The organism is Pseudomonas grimontii, assembly GCF_007858185.1.
Taxonomy (GTDB): Bacteria; Pseudomonadota; Gammaproteobacteria; order Pseudomonadales; family Pseudomonadaceae; genus Aquipseudomonas; species Aquipseudomonas grimontii.
This window is the reverse complement of the sequence record NZ_VFES01000017.1, coordinates 69,767-96,329: the sequence shown is the minus strand read 5'-3', so window position 1 is coordinate 96,329 and position 26,563 is coordinate 69,767. Positions and strand designations below refer to the sequence as shown.

Genomic DNA, 26,563 nt, shown 5'->3' with positions numbered 1-26,563 from the left:
ACCGGTGTGCCACGTCGCCGACAGGGAGTGTCTGTCGGCGGTGCGGCGGCCGATTCAAATGCGCTTGTTCGAATCCCGGCGATTCACAAACTGCACTTCTACGCGCCGATTGTGTTCGTCCGCCGGATCAAGCTCTGGCAGCGGTTGCGAATCCCCATAGCCGGCAACGATGACGCGCTTGGCCTGGCCTGGTTCAAGGAGTTCGATGATCAACTTGCGCGCCTCTCTGGCCCTTGCGGCAGACAGTGTGAAGTTGTCGTCGTAGACCGTGCAGAACTTGACGAAGTCAGTCACCGGGCGTGCGACCTGCGTATTGTCGGTATGCCCCTCCACCAGTATCTGGGCGTCACCCGAACTGCCAAAGAAGGTGGCGATGCGTGGGCTGACGAGGCGAAGTTCGCGCTTGGCCTCATCCGTCAGGCATGCGCTGCCCCGGGCGAACATCTTGTCCCCCAGGGTCATCTTGTTACCGGCGAGGTCGAACGAAACCAACCCGGAGTCGCCCTGTGCATCCAGGGCGGCTTTCATCTCCTGCAATAGACCGGTGACCTTTTCCTGCTCGGTCACCCCCGCTTGGTTTTGCTCTTCCTGGCGCTTGAGTTCGGCAAATTGATTCTGCAATACCGACATTACCAACAGCAGCATCACCACGGCCATTACGCCTGCCATCAGGTCAGAGATGGATACCCACTCGCTTGGTTTCTCTTTCATAAGGGCGCTCAGGCTTTCACGGCTTTTCGGGCCGTGACTGATTTATTGATGCTGTTGGCAACACCCGTCAACTGATTCACGGATTGCAGCAGGGGTTGCAGGTCCACAGGCGCGCGCGTGACAACACTCGCCAGAGCGTCGAGGGACTCGGGGACCTTGATCAGCATTTCCGAGACTTTGCCGTAACGTTGATCCAGCGAGACCATGCGCTGGCCGCTTTCGGATACGGCTTTAAGGCCGCTGAGAATGTCCTTGGACAGTTTCTGCACCACGCCCTGGATCGCCAGGATGTTCGTATTCAGGTTCTCACTCACCATCTCGAACTCCAACGTGGTCTTTTCCTGCGCGATAGCAGTTTTCTGCATGTTGGTGGCGACTTCTTCCATGGCCTGGCTGACGGTGCCGGACATGCTGTCGATAGCCTTGGAAATATTCCCGGTCGCCTGTCCCAGGCTGGTGGTCATGTTGACCAGGTTGGTGCCGAAGTCGTGGTTCATGGTCTTGATGTTCGAACCCAGGTCAGTCTTGACGGCCTCCATCACGTCACCCAGTTTTGTGGTGGCGCTTTCCAGTTGCGCGCCCATGCCGTGCAGGTTGTCGCTGAAGTCCTTGTTCATGGTGGCCAGCGTGCTGTTCAAATCCGCTTTGACGCCATTCATGACCTCTGCCATCTGACCCTTCAAGGCACTCACCACGACTTGCAGTTCAGCAGCGGACTGGCCCACCTTGCCGGCCGCGTCGCCCATCGTTTCTCCTGCCGTTTGCAACGCTTGCAGGTTGTCGCGGCTGTTGTCGGTAAACGTGGTCATCGCCTGTTCAGTGCGTTTGCCTGACGTGGCGATTTGGCTGAGAACATCTTGCGTGTCGCGATGCACCTGCAAACTCTCGGTGTGGCGTTGCAGCAGCGTACCGATGCCCTCGGTGACGTTGGCAATACGAGTGTCGAGCCCCGCAAAACCTGTTTGCAGATGTTGCTTGTTGCTGTCGGTCAAAGCGCTCAGGGCTAGTTCGGTGCGTTGAGCGGTGTCTGCGGCTTCGCGGACGATCGCCTGCCCTTCGCGGGCGATCTGCTGGCTGTTGCTCTCACTTTGCAGTAAGCCGTTGATGCCGTTCGCCAGACCACTGATGTGGGTACTGACGCTGTCGAAGCCGGTTTGCAATAACTGCCGTTGTTCGGCGTCAGTGCCGTGGCGCCGATTGGCCTGTTGCTGCATCAGTTCACTGAAGGTGTCGACCTGTTTGCCGAGCGCGCCGGTCATGTACTTGGCCGCACTGGATATGCAGTTTTGGAGGAAGGCGTCGTGAGCGGCGCGGGCGCTGTCGCGTTGCTGCTCAGAGGTCGACATTTGCGTCTTGACTTGTGTGATGCACCAAGCCAGGCGGCGACCCTCATAGCCCAGGAGCAAGTCCCATACCTTCAGTAAAATGAAGGCCATGATGCCCCAGGTGGAGGTTTTGAACTTGGTCCCCAGCCCTTGCATCATCGCGGTCATGTCCTGCATCGCGCCGCCCATGGCGCCCACGGAAGCATTGCCGCTTTTCTGCAAAATAGTCGATGCGTGATCGAGTGCCATGCCCAGACCCAGGAAGGTGCCCAGCAAGCCGACCACCAAGAGCATCCCGGGCATGATGCCGGCGATTTTCTCGGCAGTGGTCGAGACGGCTTCACTCAGGTCGTGGATCGAACCATGATCCGCGCGCAGCCCCGAGGTGCCCAACTTGCCCCCTTGCCACTTCTTTTCCCAGTGGTGCTCGTTCGCTCGCAGAGCCACCATCAATCCCGTCAGGAGGGTTGCACCGGTGATGAACAGGAAGAAGAACATCTGCAAGGGTTCAAACCGAGGCAGTAAAAAACTCACTAATTCGTTATTCACACGCCTACCTCAACTTCTTGAAGAGCGGCTTCGGTCCGAGCAAGGCAGTCATTTTCGAAAATGTTACCGAAGTCGATCAGCAGCGCTTGTTCGCTTTCGCTCAGGGAGGCCCATTTCAGGTTTTGTTGAGCGCATCGGGCGATCAGTGAACCGACTTCCTCGCTGCGGTCGAGCAGATACTCCTGATCGTCGGCAATCAACTGTTGCTCATCTTTTTCCAGCAACTGGAGAAAGCCTTCCGATGCATACACGTAGTAGCGTTTTTCTCGAATGCTGACGTCGAGGTTTTCAAGTCGCTGGGTGTCTCGACTCACATTTCGCTCAAGGTCGTTGAGCACGACTTGTTCTTCTGCGCTCAATGCTTCGGTGCGGCTGGCCATGGACATCCGTTTGGCCAGCACTTTGTCGCGGGCCAGGTCCTGGTTGAGTTTTTGCCACTGGACCTCAAGGCGGCGCAGATCTGCGCCCCATGCGAGGGTCATCTCCTCGAAGACGAACGGCACGACTGGCTTGCCGAAGTGCAGGGTGGTGAGTTCGTTCAGGGTTTGAGTTTGTTCGAGGGTGAGGGTCGGTGTCTCATCGAGCAAGCTGGTAGAGATGTCCATCAGCGCGAGCATGTCGGCATCAACGTCGGCCAGGTTTTCGATGGACGTCATGCGCCTTTCGTAGAAATTCAGCAGCTTTTGGGCGGCACGCACGCGCAGGTAGTGGTTGAAATCAGCAAACTGCTCGCTGTTGACCACACGCTGGATCTTGGCCTTGGTCAACATGTAAGCGTTGATGAGTTCAGCGATTTTCACTACGCCGCGCTCGGTGGCGGGCACCTGCGGGGCGCCCTCCTTGAATACTTGCGCCCGGGCTTCGGCTTCTTTGATCTCAATATCGTTCAGCACCTTCTCCCGGATATTCCTGGCGGATTGTATGACCCAGTCGATGGCCTGTTTGAGCTTGGTCATCAACGGATGGCTTTCAATGTTTTCGAGGAAACCCAGGACCTTCTCCAGACCCAGCGCCATCCACTTGACGATCGGCCATGGCGCGAGGTTCGCCAGCGTCGTCAGGGCAACACGTGCATGCGCCAGATAAGGCTTTACCGATTGCCAGATGTTTTTCACATCGCCGACAAACGTTTCCGCCTTGTCGGCCAGCCAATTGACCGTAGCAACGGCTTTCTCCTTCACCGTTTCGTAAATAGAGGACGCGGTTGATTTGACCCAGTTCCATAGACCCATGATTCGCTCCTCAGCGCACGCCCAATAACGTGCGGGCTGCTTCCAATGTTGGTGTGTTGGTTTTGCCGCCATGTGCCTGCATCTGTGCCATGGCACTGCCGACCTGTTCGATGGCGTCCTGCAAATGTGCTTGCGCCAGCGCAGGCTGATCCGGGATACGGACTGCCTTGGCCAGCGCCAGGCGCATGCAGGTACGCATCTCGCGCCCTGACAGCCCTGCCGACAGGTGCGTTGCTGAATTCAGTAGCGTCTCCCGCGCGTCAGCCAGCGGAATACCGGGCACCAACAGCTTCGCCCAGATAGCCAGCCGCTCCGGCTCGCCCGGCAGTTCGAAACCAACGTGTTGAGAGATACGGCTGACGAAGGCCGCGTCGTAGTTTTTCGCAAAGTTAGTCGCAAAGATGACCACGCCTTCGTGCCGCTCCAACTCAATCAGCAGGGTCGAGCGCATGGCGTTCACTTCGTTATCGATACCTTGGGTGACAGAGGACAAACGCTTGCCCAGCAAGGTGTCGGCTTCATCAAAAAACAACACCGCGTCTTCGGCTTGGGCACTGCGGAACACGCTTGCAATGTTCTTGGCGGTATCGCCCATGAACTTGCTTTCCAGGTCGGCGATGCTCACCAGCATGATCTTCTTGCCCAGGCTGCCGGCAAACGCCTCGGCGGTGAGGGTTTTTCCTGTGCCGGGAGGGCCATAGAAGTTGAGGATCGTACCCTTGCCGGCCGGGTCTGCGGCGGCGAAACCCCATTCGATATAAATCGTGCGGTAGTGCTCGATCTTTGCAACAGCCTCCGCCAACTGCTGTTTGAGCTCGGTGGACATCACAACATCGCGCTCCAGCGTAAAACGCGGTTCGACACACCGAAATTCCGTCTTGGCGGGCGTAGCCGCTGGCGCTGGCTCGGCATCCAGACCTTCAAGAAAGCTGGGGCGTATCTTGTTGCGCAGATAATCATTCGCTGCCATAGGTTCGAGCCTTTGATCGATCAGGAATATTGGGGGCGGATAGGTGTTCCAGGCGCGGAAGGCGTGCCGAACAACCGGGCGACATAATGCGTGGCAACCAGCTGTGCTTGAGTGCTGAAGGGTGGGGAAGGGCGTTTGGCTAAGGGCAAGAGACACGTCCGTGTGTGAGATAGGGCTGCACTCCGTTATCGGCGTGGGGTGGGTAAGCTTTAGCAAGGCCACCTGGGGAACTTCAAGAATAGACGGACCGACGTGGAAATCTTTTCAGTGAATAAATCCGCTATCTGACGGTTTTTTTGTTTTCCTTAATAAATAAGGCGGTGCTTAATTGTCGCCTTAAAAATCTATATAAACTAATTAAAATAGATGAATATTTAATTTGTCTGGAGGTGTTTAGTATCTAATCTATAAGCTCAAATGCGGAGGGGTATTATGTTCATCTTTATGAAGTCAATGATCGTTGGGCTGTGCATAGCCGCTCCAGTTGGTCCAATAGGCTTTTTATGTATACAGCGGAGCCTTATGCGTGGCTGGCGGTCAGGCTTTGCAACGGGATTAGGAGCAGCAACCGCCGACGCAATGTATGGTTTTATAGGCGCGCTAGGGATCACCGCAATTATCACAACATTGATTACGTTAAAACCCTGGTTGTGCATTTTCGGCGGACTTTTCCTGGCATACATCGGCTACCAGACGATAAGGTCGAAGGAGCCCGCCACCGCTTTGTCAGGCGAAAAGGCCGGTATTATGAAGGCTTATTCGACGACCTTGCTGTTGACCTTATCGAACCCGATGACTATTTTGTCGTTCATCGCCCTATTCGCGTCAATGAGCGATGGCATGGTCGGCGACCAAGGCCAATATTCTATGTGGTCAATGGTGACCGGTATATTTCTAGGCTCCGCGGTGTGGTGGCTTGGGTTAAGCGGTTTTTCTTCCGCATTCAAGACGAGGATGTCCGAGTCAAGACTCAAGCTGATAAACTACTTTTCCGGCTCTACCATAACCGTTCTTGCTGCGTATCAAGTGGTGGTCGGTATCATGCTTGTCATAGAAGTATAAGTTTCATGTGAAACTGTCCATGATTGTCTCTGGCAGTTATTCATTATTTAAGTAATCGCTGCGGAAGAGCTGAAAGTTTAGTCGGTTTTGTTTTGCAGGGAGTATGCGCTGGAAAATGGGCAGGTGTACCCTGTTTTTAATGCGTTATTTTTTTGTTGATGATATAGGATTCTCGTTAAAGTACTCATCTGTTTCAGGGCGCGCCTTCATGGATCGTATAGACATAAAAATCTTGAGTGTGGTGCAGGATTCGGGGCGAATCTCCATTACCGAATTGTCAAAGCACGCAGGTCTTTCCATCCCCGCCACAACGGACCGGCTGCGAAAGCTCGAAGATGCCGGAGTCATTTCTGGCTATGGTGCTCAGGTTGATCCAGCGAAGCTCGGGTTTGGAATATCGGCAGTTGTCGGCATGACGACCTTTAAGCCATCAAAAACTAAGTTGATCGCAACCCTCAACGACATACCTGAAGTCGTTGAGTGCCTGCACGTCACCGGTGATGACTCGTACCTTATCAGGATCTATGCCAAGTCAATGTCAGACCTTGAGAGCATTATCGGGAAAGTTAATAACTACGGCGAAACGCGCACCAGCATCGTCTTATCGGTTCCGATCGAAAGACGAAAACTGGTATTTTTCGACAAATAGGAACCGGATTCAGAGGAGATACTTCCCCTGCCGGATTGAGTGAAAAAGTGAGTCTTTTGATGTGATTCGTCGACTGTTGGACTTGGGACGAGTCAAGGACACGCCGTATTGGGGGCTGGGGGGTACGTTCACGATTACTCAGCAGTGAACAGGGGGGGAGATTACCGATGGCCAGCTCAGCTTTGCGAATATGGTGTGCAGTCAGTGTGCTGTGTATGGCTTCTTTCACGATGGTGACGTCCGAGTTCGCCCCCATTGGTTTGTTGTCGCAGATATCATCCGACCTGGGTCAAGCCCCATCTACCGTCGGGCTGACGGTGACGTTGTACGCATGGATCGGGGCTGCCAGCGGCTTGCTATCCAGTTGGCTGAATCGCTGGATCTCCCGCAAGACGCTGCTGATCGCGTTGATGCTCATGCTGGCCGTATCCAACGGACTGGCGGCGTTATCCGCCGAGTTTTCGATGCTGCTCGGCGCCCGCGCCGTCGGCGCATTGGCTCACGGCGTGTTCTGGGCAATCGTGGCCGCCAGTGCCGCGCATATTGTGCCGCTGCATCGCATGGGGCTAGCCACCTCGATTGTGTTGGGCGGTATTACGATCGCCACGGTCATGGGGGTTCCGTTGATCAATCTGGTGGGCCAATACGATGGTTGGCGCACGGCCTTTATGTGCCTGGCGTTGATGTGTGTCGCCAGCGCCGGTGCGATAGCACTGGTGCTTCCCCCCCTGCAGATTGACTCGCTTGCCAAGGGGGTTGGCTTTTCAACGGTGTTGCGGCGCAAGGATCTGTTGATCACTTATGTGATCACCGGGCTGACAGCGGCGGCTCATTTTGGTGCCTACACCTTCGTTGAACCTTTTATTGGACAGGTGCCCGGTATCACTTCATATCTAATTGCCGTGCTGCTGTTCGCCTTCGGTGCCGCCGGGTTTCTGGGCAACCTGCTGAGTGCGCTCTTTATTGATCGCTACTTGAACGCTTTCATTCTGATAGCGTTGATTTCGATGGCACTGGCCTTGGCCACCTTGGGCATTTATGGTCCTCTGCTGGGTATCACGCCGGTGGTTATCTTGCTGGTGATTTGGGGTGTGGCCATTTCCGCTTTATTTACTGGCCTGCAGACCTGGGTCTTGAGGATTGCCGGTGATCACACCGTACCGGCCACGGCAATCCATACAGCTGTGCTGAATAGCGCGATCGGGCTGGGTGTGATGATCGGCGCAGGAGCGCTGAATGTGGCCGGGTTCAATGGGGCGATGCTATCGGCCAGTGTGGTGATTATCCCGGCCATCATCCTGATGATTTCCGCCGGCGTTCGCGCTCGGACAGAGCCCGCTTTCTTGTAACGTGGGAGGTCTTGGGCTTCTTTGGTTCAGTTGCAAAGCCTTAGGCGGATCGCTGCGCCTTCACGGCCTCTCCGTCTTGCTGGCGGTCGGAGAGGCGGGGACACCATTTGGAATATCCTGGCGGCTGGAACTCAAAAATACTCTGCGGAGCCAAGTAGTGCTGAAGCTCCTGTATTTGCTGGATTTCAGGCACAAAAAAAGACGTCCGTGGACGTCTTTAGAGGATGAGTGCCGGGGTAATCTGAACTGGATTCATAACTTATTGGTTTTTATAGGTTTGTACGTATTTTGTTTTTTCTTGGAATACTCTTTGGAATACCAAGTCCATTTGAAATGCTTTGAGGCGTGATCGGCCAGGTCGATGATGTTCCACCTGACCGTGGGAGCCGAGCAAAGCAGATGCCCCTTTGTAACGTCAGTATCGCGTCTAAATCCATCATGTTCTTGCCATTTAGATTTTAGGTTAGCCCGGCTTGTGGGCGGCTTTGTTATTGAGTTTTGACCTTGTTTTGCTGGGGATTATGGTTGTTGATGTTTTTGTCCCCCATTTTGTGATGTCGTGAGGCAATGCCGGGTACAGCGATGGATAGGTCGACGGATCGTCCTTACGAATGTCCCATAGGTCGTCAAGAATCGTCACGGTTTTTTAGACTGCTGGATGTATCCACAGTTCACCACTTTGGTGTAAGGTGGTGAGAGAATTTTGCGAGTATGCATGTTATGTCGATACAGCGAAGACGGCAGGACGCAGGCGCTCATGAGCGTAGCGTTCGTGCATCCATAAGCTTTCCTGAAGAGCAGTACTCCGTGCTGGAAAAGATCGCGGCAGAACACCGGGTCTCGCTTGCATGGGTGGTACGGGATGCGGTCGATGGGTACTTGAAAGCGCGCTGGCCGCTTTTGGCGCAGGGCGAGAGCTCGGAAGAAAAGAAATCTGATGCGGGTCAACGTGAATAATATTTTTGAGAAAGATGGGGAAGAAATCCGGGTCCTGTCTTTATTTTCCGGATGCGGCGGAATGGACTTCGGTATCGAGGCCGCCGGAGGCCACATCGTTTTTGCAAACGACATCCTTAAGGATGCGTGTAAAACGCTGGAAAAGTATTTTCCTGATACTGATGTGAGGAATGGCGATATATCGCAGATCCTCGCATTTCCGAGTGCCGATGTCGTCGTCGGCGGATATCCATGCCAGTCTTTTTCTATGGCTGGCAACAGGGACCCCAAGAGAGACGAGCGCACGAACCTCTATAAGCAGTTTTTGCGAGTAATCAGCCTCGTCCGTCCTAAATATTTCGTGGCGGAGAATGTTTCTGGATTGAAGCAATTGGGGGCGGGTAGCTTTCTGGAGGAACAGGAGACGGCCTACAGGCAGGAGGGCTATGTTGTGAGTCATCACCTCATAAACGCCAAGGCATATGGAGTTCCTCAATCTCGCAAGCGTCTAATTATTGTCGGAGTAAGGAAGGACCTAAACCAAGTTTTTGAATTTCCGCCTGAAACACACGGGAAGGCAACAAAGAAAAACCCTGATCTGAAGCCTTATACTTCTCATGGCGATGCAATTTTGGATTTGCCTCTATGGCCTGAGGGAGAGTTTTATGAGCGTCCGCATGATCCTGAAGGCCATTTTTCTTGGTACTTTATGTCCCGGAACCGTAAAGCTAAGTGGAGTGAACCAGCGTATACAGTGGTTGCTAATTCGCGGCATATAACGCTGCATCCAGCAAGTCCAGTAATGAAACTGACATGGTCGAATTTGGCTGATGGGTGGAAGCAAAGGTGGGACTTTTCGGACGAGTATGAACACCTATCCGCAGACCCTACTCGACCTATCCTTGAACTACCGAGACGACTCTCCTGGAGAGAGTGCTCCCGCATTCAAACATTTGGGCGTGATTTCGAGCCGGTAGGCGATACCGACTCGAAGTTTACTCAGATTGGTAATGCCGTACCGCCAATGCTTGCTGAGGCAATTTTCAAACATCTCTTTACCGGAGCTGGATTGAAGAGCACGGCGTAGAAAAATCTGAACAAGGTAGAGGCGCTGACGGCGTTTGGATTCTCTAGTCTTCTGCGACGATAAAAATTACGTCAATTCTAATAGGGTTATGGCAGTGCCAAAAATTGCATCACAGCTCGTCAGTAAAGTTGCGTCTGCTTCTGAGGCCGCAAGGAACGAGGCGCAGTTGCGACATGAGCTGGAAGGTGCTCTTAAGGTTGCTTGCGAAGCACGAAATATTCCATGGACGCCATTCCAGCTGGAAAGAGCGCTTAAAGAAGCCGGTAAACCCACTAAGTTTGCTGATGTAGCACATGGAGCAGTGGTAATCGAGTATGAGCCTCCGAGATCGTTCACTGGACGTCTCAATAGCAAGGCTAAGCATGCTCGTGATCAAGCTGAAGAATACGCTGTCCTTATCTCGGCCGAAGAAGGCCGTCTTTTAGAAGACTATGTATTAGTTATATGGGATGGATCCCATATCAGCTTTGGCAGTTTTGAAGAGGCATGCCCGCAATGGGATGGTGTCATTCCTTTTGACATCAGCGCCGCAAATCGATTATTGGCTTTACTTGAGCAGGATGGCCGTCCGCTTGTTCACCCTCAGCTATTACAGGCGCTGGTTGGGCCAGATTCCGATCATGGGATTGCTCTAATTCCTGCTCTTTACGACAGTATATGTCGAGCGGAGTCGACCTCTCGTACTTCCAAAACGAAGATGCTTTTTACAGAGTGGCGCAGGCTTTTTAGTCAAGTTGTCGGTTTTCAGCCTGCTAATATGAAGACGCTGCTTGCTCGGCAAGAAATATCCCATGATCAACCCTATGATGAAAATCCTGCTGCTTATCTTTTTGCTCTGAATACTTATATTGCGATAATCGCCAAAATTGTCACTGCATGCGCTCTTCCTCGGCCGAGCCAAAATCTTCTGGATTCGACTGTGCCAGTGGTTGATCGTTTGCGTGCAGTTGAAACGGGCGAACTTTTTGAGCACTCAGGTATTCTAAATATGCTCAGCGGCGATTTTTTTGCTTGGTATTTAGATGATAGTGGTTGGGAGGATTACAGTCCTCATTTAGACGCATTGTTTGGGAAGCTCTCCGGAGTCGACTTCACAATCGCAAAAAAACATCCGAATACTACGCGAGATTTATTTAAGGGAATATACGAGCGCTTTATTCCTCGCGAAGTCCGGCACGCTCTTGGGGAGTTCTATACACCTGACTGGCTTGCCGAGCATGGGATGGATCTCATTGAGTGGGGGGCGGAAGACTCGCTTACTGATCCGACATGCGGCTCAGGCACGTTCCTGTTGGAGGCGCTGCGTCGGCGTCGATTACAGCAAGGCGATAGCGCCACTGCAAAGTCTCTGCTTTTGGGGCTGCATGGAATCGATTTGAATCCGTTAGCAGTACTTGCCGCCAAGGGATCCCTGGCTGTATTTCTTTCCCCATTTTTGGATCCTGCTGATCCTATACGCTTGCCGGTCTACTTGGCTGACGCCATAAACCCTGCTCGCGTAAGCAGCGGTCTTTTCCCAAGCTACAGCTATGTCATGCAGACCGAGGTCGGCCCTAGAGAGTTTTCAGTGCCGGAGGCGATGATTAGCCATGCGGAATTCTTCAAGGTATTTACAAGAATCCGGGGGTTAATCGATGCAGATGTTATTGCCGCTAAAATAAACAGTGCGATTCGACCTGATCTTAAGGGAATGCAGTTGGATGATTACGATATTCAAACTGTCGAGACGACTGTCGGAAACCTAGTGTCGCTCCATGAGCAAGGATGGAATGGGATTTGGTGCGCCATTCTTGCTGATCGTTTTGCGGCGGGTGCCATCCCACCATCGAGTCATGTTTGCGGTAATCCTCCCTGGGTGAAATGGAGCAATCTTCCGGAGGAATACACCAAGACGATTCAGGCGCAATGCAAGCAGCTTGGTGTTTTCAGTAACGATAAATGGGTCGGTGGAATCGAGGCAGATATTTCCACAGTTGTGACTTACCAAGCGATCTATCATTACCTGGCCCCCTCGGGGCGGCTTGGCTTTTTCCTGCCCGGCTCGGTCTTTACTACTCCCTCAAGCGCTGGCTTCCGCAGATTCTCTGTCGGTCCCAATAACGTGAACTGTAAAGTGTTATTGGTTGAGGATTTTGATGCAATCAGTCCATTCGACGGTGTGACCAACATGCCTCGTTTCCTGGCTCTAGAACGAGATGCTTCGACTGTTTTTCCTGTACCGTACCGTGTCTGGACTACGGGTGATGTGCCGGCCTCAACTTTACGGAGGTCAAGGAGTGCTGAGGAGTTTCGTCGAGCTGCAACTCAAATCGAATATACGGCTGTTCCTGTGCCGGGTGGGGAGGGAGGCCGACCTTGGCTTACCGGCCCGCATGAAGAGCAGGTGGTGTTCGCTAAAGTTTTTGCTGGTGCAGAGCGAGTGTACCAAGCTCGCAAAGGCGTTACGGCAGACCGTAACGGAGTGTTTTGGGTCTATGAGGCGGAGGAGGGCGATGAAAATACAGTTACAGTACGAAATGCCGCCTCCATCGGTAAAACGAAAGGTATTCCGGAGATAACCGCTCGAATTGAGTCCGAACACCTTTTTCCGCTACTCAGAGGTCAAGGAGTCAGACCGTTTTGTGCTGTTCCGGACGAGCATCTACGTATCATAGTTCCTCAGCGTGGGATGCATGGAGATACTGAACTCGCGGTTCATTCTCCGTTGGTGTTCAAATTTTTTAATCGTTTTAAATCCCATCTTGAAGGTCGCTCTAGCCTCAAGAGGTTCCAAAAGGGGCAGGCGTTTTATTCACTATGGAGCACTGGTGCATATACGTTTTCGCCTTACAAGGTATTGTGGCGTGAGATCGGAAAAGTTTTTGCCGCAGCCTATGTAGGAAGTGCGGTTACTAGCTTTTCTGGTGAAAAAATAGTGATCCCGGATCACAAACTTTACTTTATTCCCGCTGAAACCGAGGGAGAGGCTGCATATCTAACCGGCTTTCTAAATGCTCCTGTGATTTCCAGCACAGTATCGGCCTATGCTTCTCGGTTAAGTTTAGGGGTGAGCGTGGCGGAATACTTGAATATCCCACGCTACGATGAAAGTAATGCGCAAATTAGGGCGATCCGAGATTTATCACTTGAGATCACCGCTAGGCTTAATGGTGCGGCCGAAAGTGAGCTTTTAGCTCTTGATATGCATGTCAAAAAATTATTGAATTTTTAATAGCTTTGACGGGGGCGTGACTTCTACTGATAGAAAATCACGCCTCAGCTATAAACATTAGAGTAGGCCCAGGAGCTATTTTTTCCAGAGATGGTAGTCAGGGTTGAGGCCAATTACGTCTTGCTTGGAGTTATAACAGAACTCCATAGTGCAATTGCTTGTGTCGGAAGCCACCGGGACATACACAGGCAACCTGGCGCGACTGACTTGATCACTCCCTCCGTCAATGGTCAGGTCGCAGCTATCGCCTTGTGGGTCGCACCAGATGTCGTAAGTACCGTTAGCTGTTGGCGTTGCTTTCACAGAGGAGGTCATAGGTGTTGCTACGTTGTTGCCTGCTGGAGCTCCTCCGAATAAAGGCCCTGTACCATTTTTATATGCCCAGTCAGTTCCGTCGGTTCCTGGATGGACATAAAAATCTAAGTACACAACGTACTTCATGTCTTTTTCAGTATTGCTTTTGCCACGATAGTTACGACTGTTGTCTATGCATTTATCTAGCTGTGGAATGCATGTGACGACCTCAATAGTAGACTCTTCTCGCATTGTGGATTGACCACTTTGGTCTTGGTACTGTACTACATGTTTTTCTGGTCTAGTTGAATCGGTACAGTGCTTAATGTTGCTTCTTAAAACTTCACATTTTATAGCGTTCGGGGTTTGATATTGGCTCCAAAGATCTGCTTTAGATTGCGTCGATAAAATTATGAGTGCTGTTGCGAAAAGTACATTAGAAATTTTCATAGCTTCCGTTGCTTTCCTTACCTTAGTTTTGAAGACTTGGCGTTGATGCCGTGAGGGGCTCGGTTGGGGTCTCGCACGCTACGTCAACGAACCCGAAAAAGGGTCGTAAATACCGTGGTCGTTTAGGCATCATAGCGCAACGATTCTCGGCATGGAAAGAATCTCCGCAAGCCTTGATAAAGACCGTGACCTTGTACGTTTGGGGGCTGCTGTGCGTGCTCGTCGACTTGAGCTTGGGCTTTCCCAGGAAGCATTAGCCGACTTCGCGCAGATCGATCGGTCCCACATGGGAAAAATCGAGCGTGGAGAACGAAATGTTACGTTCTTGAATATCTTGCGCATTGCCAAAGCGATCCAACGCAAGCCATCTGAGCTGCTGGGTGACGCCGGGCTTTGAAAATCACTGTCTTCCCAACGACGACCTCCCAGCCTGTTTGATTCGGGCTAAGAGGCCGTTGCTTTATGCCGCAAGCTTTAGGGCCGCATTTAGTGCTCGTTGCTTGAGAATTGCCCCCTGGCCGAACCATGCGGAATCCATGCGGTACTCACTACTTCGAGCTCGACGCTCGTGGTCCACATACTCCGTTACAGCGTTGAGTAACCCCCAGGCAGTACCCTGAGCCGACTCCAATGTCGATCCGCGTCCCTGTCCTTCGTATAGACTTTGCACCTTCCGCAATGCCCGCTCATTAGGCAGGACTGTCGGTAGCGGACTATCAGGGCTGGTGTCACACAGTACGTTCATGAAGAAACTCATCGCCTCGGGCCACTGAACCTTTCGCTCAGACAGATTTTTCATTCGGTACATGAACTCGTCCCATTGAGAGACGGCGATACCGAGCTGCTTTTTCACCGCTTGTGAATCGAAACGCGTGCTGTGCGGCACTTTGATAGCGTTGGCTACGCCGTCCAGGGCTATGGTCAACGTGTTGTTGCATACCACCCGCACCGTGGTCGGTGTTGCCGTCGTGGCCAGCGTACCGTCACAGGAGGTGGCAAGCAGCAGGTAGCCATTTACCTGGTCGTTACCACGGAGCGTCGTGCCTTGCCCTGTTCGGGCCAGCGCCCAGAACTTACGACCACCTTTCAGTACCCCGGCCGTTTCTAGCTCGTAGCCTGAAACCTCGGTGAGGTCTCTGTAGAACTCTAATACCTCACGGGGCTGCACCACTTGGTAGCGTTGAGATACGACCGAGAGAGCGACTTTCGTATCGGAGCGGTACAGTACTTTCTGTTCAGGAAAGGTGTGAATGCTTCCCAGGTGGCCGACAGACCCAGCTTTGTAGTGGACCGGGCTTTCCTGTATCAGCCAGTTCATGCCCGCTTCCTGTTGCCAGACTTCCAGAGGTTGCTTTTTCGTTAGTTGGTTGCCAAGTCCATGCCAAGGAGTAGCACCGACATAAGCCATTTGATCGATAAGATGAGCCATTATTTAACTCGCTAACAAAGATTTATGAAGTTCAAAGCCTTTTGAGTTATTAGCTTCTGGGCGTAAAAGAATGGCCACAACTTAAACACTGCAAGTTGTTAAGTATTCTCGTGTCGACCTGTTCCCCAACAGTCGCGCCAGCGATGCCACCAGCTACTCCACCGAATATCCCACCGATAAGAGCGCCAGCGATACCCCCTATCGCAATGCCTATAGGGCCACCAGTTACACCTAGAGTTGCGCCTAGCTCTGCACCTGATAACGCTCCCGTGGCACCACTTGTGGCACCTCCTATAGATCCAATGAAACCGCCAGTCTTTCGTCCGATATTTCTAGTGGTTATGCGAGAAGAGTTGCAGTTCGGGCAAGAGTTGTTCATTTGAGTTTCCGTAATGGCGTTATTGTCGTAGATAGGGTTTCGCTTTGAATAATCTATATATTCAATTAAGTAATATGTATTTCAAATAAGTTTGAATGGGGTATTGATATTTCGCTTTAATCAGTTCTGCTTATATTTGCATATAAAATAATTTTAATATTCTATTTAGTTATAAGTGTCGTGTTCCAGTTAGGTCTACAACCGCTGTGCGTGTTGGTTCTTCAGGAAAGCTTGGGTTAGTTCTTCAGGTCGTCATTCTTAGGGCGTAAGCGTGGTGTATTTTTTTACGTAAGCACAATTTCGCACGCGATCCGCATGAATATTTAAAGTCGATCCATAGCCAATTTGACTCACGAGAGGTTGACGATGGAAGCGCAGGCGCAACGGCAAATAAGGGTTCTCCGGTTGAGGCAGGTCCAAGACCGTATCGGTTTATCGCGGTCCACAATTTATGATCGGATGAACGTCAATTCGCCCAGGTACGATAAAACCTTCCCCAAGCCGATAAAGCTTGGCTGCTCAGCTGTTGGATGGCTGGAAGCGAATATCAACGACTGGATTCAGTCTAGGGCAACCGACTCTGAGCTCTGAGTCGCCGTTGGTCGTATCTGGCGTAGCACTAACTCGATGGTTGTGGTTCTGCAACTATGCCTTTTTGCTCCGGACCAACGCTTTGCAGATTTCTTCCTGTGCCTAGACTCCCTTATGAATCTCCTATAGAGGAATTCTGGATTCTTTGTTATTGGTGTTAATTAGTATTAGCTCTAAGCATTTGTGAGCATATATACCTATTGATAGCTCTGACTTTTGTCAGTGAGCTATCAATGGTGAATAGGTTTGTCGAATAATGAAAGTAAGCAATGAATGAGTGTTCCGTCAGGTGAGACGTTTGTTGTGCTGGCTAAAACTGTGCGCACATAGCACAGGGTTATAGAATGATGATGCAGAGGTGGGGATGAAAAGAGTAGATAGATACGTTGAAGAGGCATTGTTGGAAAGTACCACATCGTATTTCGATAGTGGTACATCCGGAGCAATCGCAGTCAATGGGGAAAGAAGTGCGATACTGAAAATTAGCGCAATAGAGAAGCTCGTTCAAAAAGTGGCCGAGACTGATGATGATGTGGCATATCTCCACGAAGGTTATGGTGGGCAGAAAATAAAGCTGACCAGCATGGGAGAAAAACTGTTGGTTTATATCTGGGCCAAGCAGGAGATTCAGCGGTATTACCCAATTCATGATTTCAGCCCATTGGTTAATGTTTTCTTTCAAGCGACTGAAGAACATGCTTTTCAATATTACAGTCACCGAAATCTAAAAAACTTTCACGGTGATCTGCTTGCGCTTGTCGATTCGATTAATGTTGCTGTTGAGCGGATTAGATTCTTGGTGCGTGGTGCGGCTTTCAGAAAGCAGCTAAATGCACACCGTAGACTTTCCAATAAAAATTACAAAAGCCTGATCGCGTATATCGATGCTATTTTTAAAGACACATCACGAGTATTGGTTCTGCGAGTGGATTTAGGATATTCGAAGCTGGTCGGCGGTGGAGGAGTGCGAGAGCAATTAGATTTCGAAGATGTAAAATTGCATAGAGAAAGGTTAATGGGTATGTTGAGGCGTAAGCTTCCTACAAACACATTGCTAGGGCATTCCTGGAAGTTGGAGTACGGACTGTCCAAAGGATATCATTATCACTGCATGTTTTTTTTAGATGGTTCTCGGGTCAGGGAGGATATAGGCTGGGCCAGAATGATCGGTGAGACATGGGCCGACAAAGCGACCCACGGAAGAGGGGTGTATTACAATTGCAATCGTAGAAAGGATGCGTATCGTGCTTGCGGCATTGGTATGATTGAGCACTCTGACAAGGATAAGCGAAAGAATTTGCAAAAAGCAGCGGTTTACTTAACTAAGATTGAATATTACGTTCGAATAGTTATAGATGGAAGAGCTAGAACTTTCGGTCGTGGAGAGATGCCGAAGCGGGCAGTTAAGAAAAGAGGGCGGCCTCGTCGGTCGTCCTGTCTTGGAGTATGAAAACTACCTGGCGGAAGGTGTAAGTATACGGTTTAATGAGTCTCGAAAGCTTGCGTCTTCTTTAGACCATTGTCTCAGATTGCTCACGATCCGCGTTTTCGTTAAACTGATTTTGTTACTTTTTATAAAGGCGCCTAGCTCCTCTTCTATTGACTCTGCTGCATGTGTCAGATCATCCCAGCCGTCGCTTGGACGTCTTTGGCTGATTAACAGCAGTGCCTGATCCTTCGCTAATTGGAATGTTTCACTTCGGGCTGCCGCTGCTGCTTGCGTGGTTCGTCGACGTAGTGCAGCGGGGATATCCAGTAGTGAATTGAATTGCGCATGCACAGCAGCGCCTTCAACGTAGGCGCTGGCCTGCAAAGCCAGCGCTATAAAGGCTTCATAATCCTTGCGAGCTAGAGCTTGTAGGGTTAAGTCGGTTAGAGCGGCAGCACGTAAAAAAGGGTAATGGGGACTGAGAGGAGTTGAAGCAAGATAGTTAATTAGCTCATCATTCAGGCGCTCCTGATCGAGATCGCCGCTCTCTATGTTGACTCGAATGCTCTGCATGTATTCGTCAAATTCAGTATCTTCGAATATGAGCTCATACGACGTTCGAAGTGATTGTCTTAAACCGTGAATGAATTCATCTATGTTAATTTTAGACAGCTTTTCAAACGACATTCGTATCGTTCCTGGAGTTTGTGGTGTTTTGTCTAATCGTTATTAGGTTGTTCATTTACTAACAATTCACTTGGGGCGCGTAAGTCGTTGCAAGAACCACTGCCATCATGGCGTGCCACTTTATCAGACAGGAAGGCAGCGAAAAAACGCTGCCTTCACTTAGCTCTGTAGATCGCAAGCTAATGCCTGCTCACGGGCCACCCGAAGATGAGACGTTGGTCTTCCAACTCATTGAAGTGTGGCTTCAGTCCTGGCAGTCAATGATTGCGGCGATTGAAAGGTTTCCGGTAGCCGCTTCCTTGATATGCTCGCTCCACCACTTCATCATTGGGCGTCGACGCTCAATGTAATCGGCCCGATTATACGCGCTACGTACCTCGTCCTTGTCGACGTGAGCAAGCGCAACCTCGATCAGCTCAGGATCCCACCCGTGCTCGTTGAGGATGGTGCTGGCCATTGAGCGCATTCCATGGCTCACAAGGCGGCCTTCAAATCCCATACGCTTCAGCGCCATATTGGCCGTTTGGCTGTTGCAATGGGTTCGGGGATTACGGTCTGCTGGGAAAACATGCTCGCGGTGGCCACTCAGCGGCTTTATAGCCTCTAGAAGCCCTAAAGCCTGTTCCGTGAGTGGGATAATGTGAGTCCGACGCTTTTTCATCCGCTCCGCTGGTATTGTCCAGATCTTCTTGCCGATATCGATGTCTGCCCACCGTGCGGTAGCTGCTTCTGCGGGGCGAGTCATGGTGTGAAGCTGCCACTCAATCAAGCAACGTGTAGTCCTTTTTATGCTGGCATTGGCCACAGTCATCATTAGTTCTTTCAGTTCGTCTGGCGCGAGCGCTGCCATGTTTTTCTTCTTCGGTTTCTTGAAGACCGAGCGAATCCCGCTGAGTGGATTTGAGTGAATCAGGCCGGAGTTCACGCCGTAAGTCATGATTTCGTTAAGACGCTGGCTCAGTCGCTTCACGGTCTCGAGGCTGCCTTTGGTCTCAAGCGGTCTAAGCAATTTTATGACCTCCGGCGCAGTGATCGCTGAGATCGGGGTCGTACCCAAGTCGGGGAAAACATGCAGCGTCAGCGAACGCCAGATGTCCTCAGCATAGGCAGTCGTGACGGAGTCTTTTTTGAGCTCGAACCACGCGGTGGCTACGTTTTTAAATGTGTGTTCCGTAGTCGCTCTTAAGGTTTTTCGATCCGCGTCGCGCTTCTCCTTCGGATCTATCCCTTGCGCTACCAACTCCCTGGCTTCTACGGTCCGTTTCCGGGCTTGAGCCAAGCTCACCTCCGGAAAGGTGCCAAGGCCCATGTTGATTCGTTTTTTGCTTGCTGGGTGAATGTAGTTAAAATTCCACAGCTTTGAGCCATTGGCTCTCACCCTCATTTGAAGGCCGTCGCCATCAGTGAGGATGTAGTCTTTTTCTTTTGGTTTCGCTGCTTTGACTTTGACGTCTGAAAGCCGCGTGGCTTGAGCACCCATGGTGATCTCCGATACTGCGTGTATTCCAAAAAATACCAGTCGTGGGTTTGGAATACCACGTGGAATACACGAATTGTAGGATGAACTCAGATACCATCGGACACCATTGGACCTGAAAGCCCCGTATTTGCTGGATTTCAGGCACAAAAAAAGACGCCCTTGGACGTCTTTAGATGTAAAAGTGGTGGAGCCGGGGGGATTTGAACCCCCGTCCGCCAGTACTCCGCTGTCGGTACTACATGCGTAGCCGTTTCTATTAAGTTAACCCTCAGCGACCCGAAGGGCAGGGTGCTTTGGGCGAGTTGTGTAAGTTTTAGCCGCTTCGTCCACAACGTACTGCACGGCGATTCTGTTCTATATGACAATCACTTTGGGTTTACAGACATCCCCTGGTGATTGCTGGACCCGAAGGTACCAGAAGCTCAGGCTCTAAGGCTGCTTACGCAGCGATGGAGTTGTCCCAGCTTGGATTGGCGTCATTGGCAACTATAAGTAGTTGCAACAGTGGATTTACGAGTTCTGTTACCAACTCGGCATGCACCTAAAGTTTCGCGACCGGCGTCGAATCCTAAACGGCCCCGTGCTTGTAACTCGTTGTTTCATAGTGAGTGACAAGCCTGTGCAGTGTACGCCAAACCGTCACGGAAGGCCAACCCGAAGGTTGGCCCTGTCGTTTACTGGCCGCCTTTATCGAGGTTCTGTAGGTCTTGCAGGGCCTTGGAGGTGATTTCGATGCACTTCTTGTCATCACCGGCCGCGTGGGCCGCCTTGGCCTGGGAGACGGCCGTGTCGATTTCGCCGCTTTTGCCACTGGTGTCGGTGGCGAGCAGCGCTTTACCGTTGTTGATTTTGTCCAGGTTGATCTTGCACAGATCGGGCTCGCCAGCAGCGAAAGCAGGGGACGCCAGCATCGCAGCGGTAATGAACAAGCCAGCAAGAGCGGAACGCTTCATAGGGTATCTCCTTGCGCAAAAAGGCTCGACGCTGCTGGCGTTCAAGGGCTGCCAGCGACATCACTGATGGGCCTCGTTTGCCGAGGCCTATGCAGATGACTACACCGGTGCGCAGGGGTTCTGTTTTTTTTGCGGGATTAGTGGGCGCGAGCCTGGGTCACGCGATCCACGAGGTACACCAATCCGTGATAGTCGATGCCGCCATGCTGGCTCAGGCCTATCTCGCAGGTGCGGCTGGTGGAGATCCCTTCACTGCAAAACTGCACTGCATCCTTGAGGGAGCGCAGCGAGTGGGCGTTGAGTTCCGGCGTGGTGAAACCCTTGTCGCCGGCAAACCCGCAGCAGTGGATGCCTTCCGGGATCACCACGGTTTTCGCGCAACGACGGGCCAGGTCGATCAGCGCCTGGCTTTCCCCCAAGTGTTGCGTGCTGCAGGTGACGTGTACAGCGATCGGCGCCTCTTGCGGTGTGAAATCGAGACGGTCCATCAGGTGCGTACGGATGAAACGTACGGGGTCGTAGAGGTCCAGGCGCGTTTCGTCGAGGCCTTGCACCAGGCGTAGGGTGCAGGGGCTGGTGTCGCAATAGATTGGGTCCAGGCCGCCGCGGCTGGCATGGAGCAGGGCGCCGATCAGCTCCTGGCGTTTGTGTTCTGCCTGTTCGGCATAGCCTTTGGAAGCGAAAGGCTGACCGCAGCACAGGCTGTCCTGATTGTCGGGAAACACGACCTGGTAACCGGCTTTTTCCAGCAGGCCCTGGGTTTTTTCGTACAGCGACATCTGCTCTTTATCACCGGCCGCCGGCCCCATGGCGCGTGAGACGCAGGCCGCAAGGTAGACCACCCGTGGCCGCTCATCCGTCACCACCGGGCTGAAGCGAATGGCTTTTTCCGGTTGTGGCATGGCGTTGCTCCACTGCGGGATTTGCCCCTTGGAGAGCTTGGTCACGGTGGCCGACAGTTTCGCCAGGCGAGGCGCCCCCAGCAGCATGCGTGCACCATTGGCTACATGCAGGGTAAAGCGCGCGCCTTGCAGGGCGGTGGCGAAATGGGTGGCCAGCCACTCGGCGGTTTTCGTACGGTCGGCGTCACGGCTTCGTAGTTTTTTCACGAGGTCGCCGGTATTGATTCCTACTGGGCAGCGCTGGGCGCATAAGCCCGTAGCGGCGCACGTGTCGATGCCCTGGTAGTGGTAGGCCGCTTCCAATTCGGTGGTGTCGACGCCAGCGCGTTTTTTCGCCTGTATATCTCGCCAGATCACGATGCGCTGGCGCGGGCTCAACGTCAGGCCTTTCGATGGGCACACCGGTTCACAGAAGCCGCACTCAATGCACTTATCCACAAGCTCGTCGGCCGCCGGCAGGGGTTTGAGGTGCTTGAGGTGAATCTGCGGGTCTTCGCTGAGCACTACGTCCGGGTTGAGAATGCCGTTGGGGTCGAGCAGGCGTTTGAGTTGCCACATCAGTTGATAGGCATCGCTGCCCCATTCCAGCTCGACGAACGGTGCCATATTACGACCGGTGCCGTGCTCGGCTTTCAGTGAACCGCCGAACTCCACGGCCACCAATTGCGCGACGTCATCCATGAACGCTTGATAGCGTGTGACTTCATCCGCGCTGTTGAAGCCTTGGGTGAACACAAAGTGCAGATTACCTTCCAGGGCATGTCCGAAAAGGATGGCTTCGTCGTAGTGATGCTTGTCGAACAGTTCGATCAAGCGGTTCACGCCAATGGCCAGTTGCTCGACCGGGAAGGTGACGTCTTCGATGATTACCGTGGTGCCGGTTTTGCGTACAGCACCTACGGCGGGAAAGGTGTCCTTGCGGATTGCCCACAGGCGTGCGTTTTCCACCGGGTCTTCGGTGAAGTCGACCTGTTTCTCTACTGGGAAACCGTCCAGCGACGCCATGATCAGCGCCAGTTGCTCATGCAGCAATGACGGCGACGCGGCACGGGATTCAATCAGCAGGGCGCAGGCATTTTCTGACAAGTGCTGTACGAATGCGGGCATGCCCGGTTTGTTCTGCACGGAGCGCATGCTGCGTCGGTCCAGCAGCTCGACGGCCGATACGGGTTGGGTTTTCAGGACGGTGACTGCGTTGCAGCAGGTCTCCACATCCGGAAACACAATTAACGCCGACGCCTTGTTGGGATGATCGATCACGGTGTCGTAGGTGACTGCGCTGATAAATCCGAGGGTACCTTCGGAACCCACCAATAAATGGCTGAGAATATCCAGCGGATCATCAAAGTCCACCAGGGCGTTGAGTGACAGGCCGGTGGTATTTTTCAGACGGTATTTGTGGCGTATTTTGGCTGCCAATTCGGCGTTTGCCCGCGTCTCACGACCGAGTGTCGCCAAGCGCTCGAGCAGTGCGCCGTGCTGTTCACGAAACGCGGTAACGCTGGTTGTGTCTTCTGTATCGAGGCGACTGCCATCAGCCAGGACCAGACGAATTCCGGCCAGGGTGTGGTAGGTGTTCTGCGCCGTACCGCAGCACATGCCACTGGCGTTGTTGGCGACGATTCCGCCAATCTTGCAGGCATTGATCGACGCCGGGTCTGGGCCGATCTTGCGTCCGAATGGCGCCAGCCAGGCGTTAGCCTGTGCGCCGATCACACCGGGTTGCAGGCGGATCTGAGTGCCTTGCCCGCGAATCTCACGGCCGTTCCAATTGTCCCCCAGCACGATCAGCACCGAGTCGCTTATCGCCTGCCCGGACAGGCTGGTGCCGGCTGCGCGGAAGGTTACCGGCACACGTTCACGCTGGGCCAGTTTCAGCAGCGCCACCACTTCGTCTTCCGACTCGACGCGGATCACCAGTTGTGGGACCAATCGGTAAAAGCTGGCGTCGGTACCGAATGCGAGGGTGGAAAGTGGATCGTCGAAACGCCGACTTTTTGGGATCAACTGTGCGACGTCAGCAAGGAAAGCGGCAGGCAGACTCATTGGTCCTCCAGGATCAGCACCCCCTGGGCGCCGTATTGACACGATTGCGCAAAGCCGACACCGAGGTTACAGCCCGGCGTCGGTTATTACCCTATTGCTTGCGGCTTTAGTGCACGAGCATGCCGGTAAACCAGTAAGCCTGGGCCAGGGTGATCAGCCCGACGATCGTGGCGAAGAACAGGCTGTGCTTGAGCGTGAAGCGGAACAGGTCGGATTCCTTGCCCACCAATCCGGTAGCCGCGCAGGCCACGGCGATCGATTGCGGCGAGATCATTTTGCCGGTCACGCCGCCGCTGGTGTTTGCAGCTACCAGAAGCGTGTCATTGACGCCGATCTGGTGCGCCGTGGTGGCTTGCAGCGAGCTGAACAGGGCATTGGACGAAGTGTCGGAGCCTGTCAGGAAAACCCCCAGCCAGCCGAGGAAAGGCGAGAAGAACGGGAAGGCTGCGCCGGTGCCGGCCAATACCAGTGCCATGGTCGAAGACATGCCGGAGTAATTGGTGACGAAGGCGAATGCCAGCACCATGCCGATGGACAGGATCGGCCAACGCAGTTCGTAGAAAGTCTCTTTTAAAGTGGTAAGACCAATCTTGATGTTGATCTTCAGTACCAGCATCGAAATCAGTGCGGAGAAGAAAATCGCGGTGCCAGTCGCCGAGATCGGGTCCAGCTTGAATATCGCCGGAACTGCAGTCGGGTTGGTCACAATTGGTGCAACCTTGATCACCATTTGATCCAGGTGCGGGATCGCGAAGTTGAATACCCAGCTGTACATCGAACCGCCTGCGGCGAACATCGCCTTGAACGGTTTGAGGGTCCAGATGGTGACCAGCACGGTGAGGATCAGGAACGGTGACCAGGCCTTGAAGATCTGCCCCAGGCTATAAGGCGAGGCAACGGTGCTGCGCGGCAGGCCGAAACCGCCGGCACTGGCGGTAATCGCTACGTCGGACGTGGCGCCGGCAATCTGCGCACCCGCAGTGCGTTTGGGTTGCCAGACTTTCAGGAACAGGGTCAGGGAGATCAGGCTGGCTAAGGCAGAGGTGATGTCCGGCAGTTCCGGTCCGATGAAATTGGACGTGAAGTATTGGGTAATGGCAAAGCTCAAGCCTGCGACCAGCGCAGCCGGCCAGGTTTCGCGAACACCACGCAGGCCATCCATCATGAATATCAGCCAGAACGGTACGAACAGCGACAGCAGTGGCAACTGCCGGCCGGTCATGGCGCCGATCTTGAAGGCATCGATACCGGTCACCTGCCCGGCAACGATGATCGGAATCCCCAGGGCGCCGAAGGCGACGGGGGCGGTGTTGGCAATCAGGCACAGGCCGGCCGCGTACAGCGGGTTGAAGCCCAGGCCTACCAGCAGCGCGGCAGTAATCGCCACGGGCGCGCCGAAACCGGCAGCACCTTCCAGGAATGCGCCGAAGCAGAAACCGATCAGCAGTACCTGTAGGCGTTGGTCATCGGTGATCGACAGGACAGAGCTGCGGATGATCTCGAACTGGCCGCTCTTGACGGTGAGTTTGTAGAGAAACACCGCCGCGACAATGATCCAGGCGATAGGCCACAGGCCATAGGCAAAACCGTAACCGGCGGCGGCCAGCGCCATGTCCACCGGCATGTGAAAGGCAAAGATCGCCACCAGTATCGATAAAACCAGGGTGATGCTGCCGGCCACGTGGCCTTTGAGGCGAAACACGGCCAGAGCCAGGAAGAAGAACACGATCGGAATGACGGCGGCCAATGCGGACAGGCCGAGGCTGCCGAGCGGGCTGTAGAGCTGTTGCCAGGTTTGCATATGGGGTGGCCCCTAATTGTTGTTGGTCAGGCACTTTTCAGTCGACTTGGATAATTGGTAATACCAATTTACAATCGCTGGAGGCTAGGTTAAAAGTCTTCGGGGGATGTGTCAATTTGCCGCTCGCGAAACTTTGGTCGTAGCTCGGCAGGCGAGGTGGCCTGATTGGGTGAATCGAAGCGGTTCTGATAGGTGCTGGAAGGGCGGTGATAGGCCAGAATAGAGGCCCCGGCGAGTGGTCGGGATGGTGGAGAGTGAGTTATGGGGTTTGATCAGGTGCGTCAGCGCCGTTTGTCTGACGATATTGTCGAGCAGCTTGAGGGGATGATCCTCGAGGGCACGCTGAAGTCGGGTGAACGCTTGCCGGCCGAGCGTGCTTTGGCTGAGCAGTTTGGTGTGTCGCGTCCGTCATTGCGGGAGGCGATTCAGAAACTGGCGGCCAAGGGCTTGTTGGTGAGCCGTCAGGGTGGGGGCAATTATGTTGCCGAGTCACTGGGCTCGACGTTCAGCGATCCGCTGTTGCACCTGTTGGAAAACAATCCCGAGGCCCAGCGTGACCTGCTGGAGTTTCGCCAGACCCTTGAAGCGTCCTGTGCTTATTACGCAGCATTGCGCGCGACTGAGGTCGACCGTGAGCGGCTGACCGCTGCATTCGAGGCGTTGCAGGATTGCTACGCCCGCGTTGATGAAGTGAGCCGGGTCGAGGAGGGTGCTGCGGATGCAAGGTTCCACCTGGCCATTGCGGAGGCCAGCCATAACGCGGTGTTGCTGCACACCATTCGCGGCTTGTTCGACCTGCTCAAGCGTAACGTGGTGACCAACATTGGTGGCATGTATCAGCAACGTACGGAGACGCGCGACATGCTGATCAGTCAGCACCGGGAACTGTACCTGGCGATTATCGAGGGGCGGGCCGAGCAGGCGCGGGAAGTCTCGACTCGTCACCTGGAATACGTGCAGGAAGTGTTGGAGGAAGTGCGTCAAGAGGTTCAGCGCGTGGCGCGTGCGGAGCGACGCAAGGGGATGTAGCCGGGGGAAGTC

The 26,563-nt window shown here is 53.3% G+C and carries 22 protein-coding genes and 1 other RNA gene; 10 read left to right on the top strand and 13 right to left on the bottom strand.

Annotation, left to right across the window (positions count from 1 at the left end):
- Positions 1-54 precede the first annotated feature (54 nt).
- From FIV39_RS24165 to FIV39_RS24150, 4 genes are read right to left on the bottom strand one after another with little or no spacing between them, the layout of a single operon-like run.
- Positions 55-711 (bottom strand): OmpA/MotB family protein, encoded by a 657-nt coding sequence (locus FIV39_RS24165; protein ID WP_074847689.1) that lies wholly within the window; start codon positions 709-711, stop codon positions 55-57.
- An 8-nt stretch (positions 712-719) separates the two neighbouring features.
- A complete protein-coding gene (locus tag FIV39_RS24160) occupies positions 720-2,585 on the bottom strand; it encodes a hypothetical protein (RefSeq protein WP_143513820.1) in 1,866 nt (621 codons plus the stop codon).
- Entirely contained in the window at positions 2,582-3,889 is a 1,308-nt protein-coding gene (locus FIV39_RS24155) for a hypothetical protein (RefSeq protein ID WP_143513821.1), read from the bottom strand. The genes FIV39_RS24160 and FIV39_RS24155 overlap by 4 nt, the downstream gene beginning before the upstream one ends.
- Complete coding sequence (locus FIV39_RS24150; protein WP_090399695.1) at positions 3,828-4,787, bottom strand: ATP-binding protein; 960 nt, start codon at positions 4,785-4,787, stop codon at positions 3,828-3,830. Before FIV39_RS24150 ends, FIV39_RS24155 begins: the two co-directional genes overlap by 62 nt.
- Positions 4,788-5,219: 432 nt before the next feature.
- Between FIV39_RS24150 and FIV39_RS24145 the strand changes: the two genes are divergently transcribed.
- From FIV39_RS24145 to FIV39_RS24120, 6 genes are all read left to right on the top strand, one after another.
- A complete protein-coding gene (locus tag FIV39_RS24145; RefSeq protein WP_090399819.1) occupies positions 5,220-5,849 on the top strand; it encodes a LysE family translocator in 630 nt (209 codons plus the stop codon).
- Between the two features lie 208 nt (positions 5,850-6,057).
- Positions 6,058-6,498 carry an Lrp/AsnC family transcriptional regulator gene (locus tag FIV39_RS24140; RefSeq protein ID WP_090399822.1) on the top strand — a complete coding sequence of 147 codons (441 nt, stop codon included), beginning with the start codon at positions 6,058-6,060 and terminating at the stop codon, positions 6,496-6,498.
- 215 nt (positions 6,499-6,713) lie between these two features.
- Complete coding sequence (locus FIV39_RS24135) at positions 6,714-7,847, top strand: MFS transporter (RefSeq protein WP_244176206.1); 1,134 nt, start codon at positions 6,714-6,716, stop codon at positions 7,845-7,847.
- Between the two features lie 807 nt (positions 7,848-8,654).
- A complete protein-coding gene (locus tag FIV39_RS33220) occupies positions 8,655-8,804 on the top strand; it encodes a hypothetical protein (protein ID WP_162207700.1) in 150 nt (49 codons plus the stop codon).
- Positions 8,785-9,870 (top strand): DNA cytosine methyltransferase, encoded by a 1,086-nt coding sequence (locus tag FIV39_RS24125; RefSeq protein WP_208603988.1) that lies wholly within the window; start codon positions 8,785-8,787, stop codon positions 9,868-9,870. The genes FIV39_RS33220 and FIV39_RS24125 overlap by 20 nt, the downstream gene beginning before the upstream one ends.
- A 34-nt stretch (positions 9,871-9,904) precedes the next feature.
- Positions 9,905-13,081 carry an N-6 DNA methylase gene (locus tag FIV39_RS24120; protein ID WP_143513822.1) on the top strand — a complete coding sequence of 1,059 codons (3,177 nt, stop codon included), beginning with the start codon at positions 9,905-9,907 and terminating at the stop codon, positions 13,079-13,081.
- A 75-nt stretch (positions 13,082-13,156) separates the two neighbouring features.
- Here the strand turns inward: FIV39_RS24120 and FIV39_RS24115 are convergent, their stop codons facing one another.
- Positions 13,157-13,825 (bottom strand): hypothetical protein, encoded by a 669-nt coding sequence (locus FIV39_RS24115; protein WP_143513823.1) that lies wholly within the window; start codon positions 13,823-13,825, stop codon positions 13,157-13,159.
- A 151-nt stretch (positions 13,826-13,976) separates the two neighbouring features.
- Between FIV39_RS24115 and FIV39_RS24110 the strand changes: the two genes are divergently transcribed.
- The gene (locus FIV39_RS24110) at positions 13,977-14,222 is read left to right on the top strand and encodes a helix-turn-helix domain-containing protein (protein WP_090399705.1); all 246 of its coding nucleotides are present in this window, start codon (positions 13,977-13,979) and stop codon (positions 14,220-14,222) included.
- Positions 14,223-14,285: 63 nt separating this feature from the next.
- On the opposite strand, the gene FIV39_RS24105 is transcribed toward FIV39_RS24110, so the two are convergent.
- On the bottom strand, positions 14,286-15,254 hold the full coding sequence (locus FIV39_RS24105; protein WP_090399707.1) for a DUF932 domain-containing protein: 969 nt from the start codon (positions 15,252-15,254) through the stop codon (positions 14,286-14,288).
- Between the two features lie 49 nt (positions 15,255-15,303).
- Entirely contained in the window at positions 15,304-15,633 is a 330-nt protein-coding gene (locus tag FIV39_RS33590) for a hypothetical protein (protein ID WP_090399709.1), read from the bottom strand.
- 366 nt (positions 15,634-15,999) lie between these two features.
- Here FIV39_RS33590 and FIV39_RS24095 point away from each other — a divergent pair, with 366 nt between their 5' ends.
- On the top strand, positions 16,000-16,224 hold the full coding sequence (locus FIV39_RS24095; protein WP_090399712.1) for a helix-turn-helix transcriptional regulator: 225 nt from the start codon (positions 16,000-16,002) through the stop codon (positions 16,222-16,224).
- A 364-nt stretch (positions 16,225-16,588) separates the two neighbouring features.
- Entirely contained in the window at positions 16,589-17,674 is a 1,086-nt protein-coding gene (locus FIV39_RS24090) for a YagK/YfjJ domain-containing protein (protein ID WP_090399714.1), read from the top strand.
- Positions 17,675-17,677: 3 nt separating this feature from the next.
- Here FIV39_RS24090 and FIV39_RS24085 read toward each other — a convergent pair whose 3' ends face one another.
- From FIV39_RS24085 to FIV39_RS24060, 6 genes are all read right to left on the bottom strand, one after another.
- Positions 17,678-18,340, bottom strand: a complete 663-nt coding sequence (locus FIV39_RS24085; protein ID WP_090399716.1) for a hypothetical protein — start codon at positions 18,338-18,340, stop codon at positions 17,678-17,680.
- Positions 18,341-18,584: 244 nt separating this feature from the next.
- On the bottom strand, positions 18,585-19,820 hold the full coding sequence (locus FIV39_RS24080; RefSeq protein WP_090399718.1) for an integrase domain-containing protein: 1,236 nt from the start codon (positions 19,818-19,820) through the stop codon (positions 18,585-18,587).
- A 182-nt stretch (positions 19,821-20,002) separates the two neighbouring features.
- Positions 20,003-20,400, bottom strand: a transfer-messenger RNA (tmRNA) gene (ssrA, locus tag FIV39_RS24075).
- A 94-nt stretch (positions 20,401-20,494) separates the two neighbouring features.
- Positions 20,495-20,773: a hypothetical protein gene (locus tag FIV39_RS24070; protein ID WP_027605349.1), complete on the bottom strand. Its 279-nt coding sequence runs from the start codon at positions 20,771-20,773 to the stop codon at positions 20,495-20,497.
- 137 nt (positions 20,774-20,910) lie between these two features.
- Entirely contained in the window at positions 20,911-23,721 is a 2,811-nt protein-coding gene (locus tag FIV39_RS24065; protein ID WP_090399721.1) for an FAD-binding and (Fe-S)-binding domain-containing protein, read from the bottom strand.
- Positions 23,722-23,827: 106 nt separating this feature from the next.
- Positions 23,828-25,522, bottom strand: a complete 1,695-nt coding sequence (locus FIV39_RS24060) for a lactate permease LctP family transporter (RefSeq protein WP_090399723.1) — start codon at positions 25,520-25,522, stop codon at positions 23,828-23,830.
- 261 nt (positions 25,523-25,783) lie between these two features.
- Between FIV39_RS24060 and FIV39_RS24055 the strand changes: the two genes are divergently transcribed.
- Positions 25,784-26,551 (top strand): FCD domain-containing protein, encoded by a 768-nt coding sequence (locus FIV39_RS24055; RefSeq protein ID WP_090399726.1) that lies wholly within the window; start codon positions 25,784-25,786, stop codon positions 26,549-26,551.
- Positions 26,552-26,563 lie beyond the last annotated feature (12 nt).

What these genes read in the sequence shown, in the direction of transcription:
- FIV39_RS33590 (WP_090399709.1), bottom strand. Translation starts at nt 15,633, where the DNA reads ATGAACAACTCTTGCCCGAACTGCAACTCTTCTCGCATAACCACTAGA.
- FIV39_RS24115 (WP_143513823.1), bottom strand. Translation starts at nt 13,825, where the DNA reads ATGAAAATTTCTAATGTACTTTTCGCAACAGCACTCATAATTTTATCG.
- FIV39_RS24150 (WP_090399695.1), bottom strand. Translation starts at nt 4,787, where the DNA reads ATGGCAGCGAATGATTATCTGCGCAACAAGATACGCCCCAGCTTTCTT.
- FIV39_RS24140 (WP_090399822.1), top strand. Translation starts at nt 6,058, where the DNA reads ATGGATCGTATAGACATAAAAATCTTGAGTGTGGTGCAGGATTCGGGG.
- FIV39_RS24060 (WP_090399723.1), bottom strand. Translation starts at nt 25,522, where the DNA reads ATGCAAACCTGGCAACAGCTCTACAGCCCGCTCGGCAGCCTCGGCCTG.
- FIV39_RS24155 (WP_143513821.1), bottom strand. Translation starts at nt 3,889, where the DNA reads ATGGCGGCAAAACCAACACACCAACATTGGAAGCAGCCCGCACGTTAT.
- FIV39_RS24135 (WP_244176206.1), top strand. Translation starts at nt 6,714, where the DNA reads ATGGCTTCTTTCACGATGGTGACGTCCGAGTTCGCCCCCATTGGTTTG.
- FIV39_RS24110 (WP_090399705.1), top strand. Translation starts at nt 13,977, where the DNA reads ATGGAAAGAATCTCCGCAAGCCTTGATAAAGACCGTGACCTTGTACGT.
- FIV39_RS24105 (WP_090399707.1), bottom strand. Translation starts at nt 15,254, where the DNA reads ATGGCTCATCTTATCGATCAAATGGCTTATGTCGGTGCTACTCCTTGG.
- FIV39_RS24165 (WP_074847689.1), bottom strand. Translation starts at nt 711, where the DNA reads ATGAAAGAGAAACCAAGCGAGTGGGTATCCATCTCTGACCTGATGGCA.
- FIV39_RS24070 (WP_027605349.1), bottom strand. Translation starts at nt 20,773, where the DNA reads ATGAAGCGTTCCGCTCTTGCTGGCTTGTTCATTACCGCTGCGATGCTG.
- FIV39_RS24145 (WP_090399819.1), top strand. Translation starts at nt 5,220, where the DNA reads ATGTTCATCTTTATGAAGTCAATGATCGTTGGGCTGTGCATAGCCGCT.
- FIV39_RS24080 (WP_090399718.1), bottom strand. Translation starts at nt 19,820, where the DNA reads ATGGGTGCTCAAGCCACGCGGCTTTCAGACGTCAAAGTCAAAGCAGCG.
- FIV39_RS24085 (WP_090399716.1), bottom strand. Translation starts at nt 18,340, where the DNA reads ATGTCGTTTGAAAAGCTGTCTAAAATTAACATAGATGAATTCATTCAC.
- FIV39_RS24095 (WP_090399712.1), top strand. Translation starts at nt 16,000, where the DNA reads ATGGAAGCGCAGGCGCAACGGCAAATAAGGGTTCTCCGGTTGAGGCAG.
- FIV39_RS24065 (WP_090399721.1), bottom strand. Translation starts at nt 23,721, where the DNA reads ATGAGTCTGCCTGCCGCTTTCCTTGCTGACGTCGCACAGTTGATCCCA.
- FIV39_RS24055 (WP_090399726.1), top strand. Translation starts at nt 25,784, where the DNA reads ATGGGGTTTGATCAGGTGCGTCAGCGCCGTTTGTCTGACGATATTGTC.
- FIV39_RS24125 (WP_208603988.1), top strand. Translation starts at nt 8,785, where the DNA reads ATGCGGGTCAACGTGAATAATATTTTTGAGAAAGATGGGGAAGAAATC.
- FIV39_RS24090 (WP_090399714.1), top strand. Translation starts at nt 16,589, where the DNA reads ATGAAAAGAGTAGATAGATACGTTGAAGAGGCATTGTTGGAAAGTACC.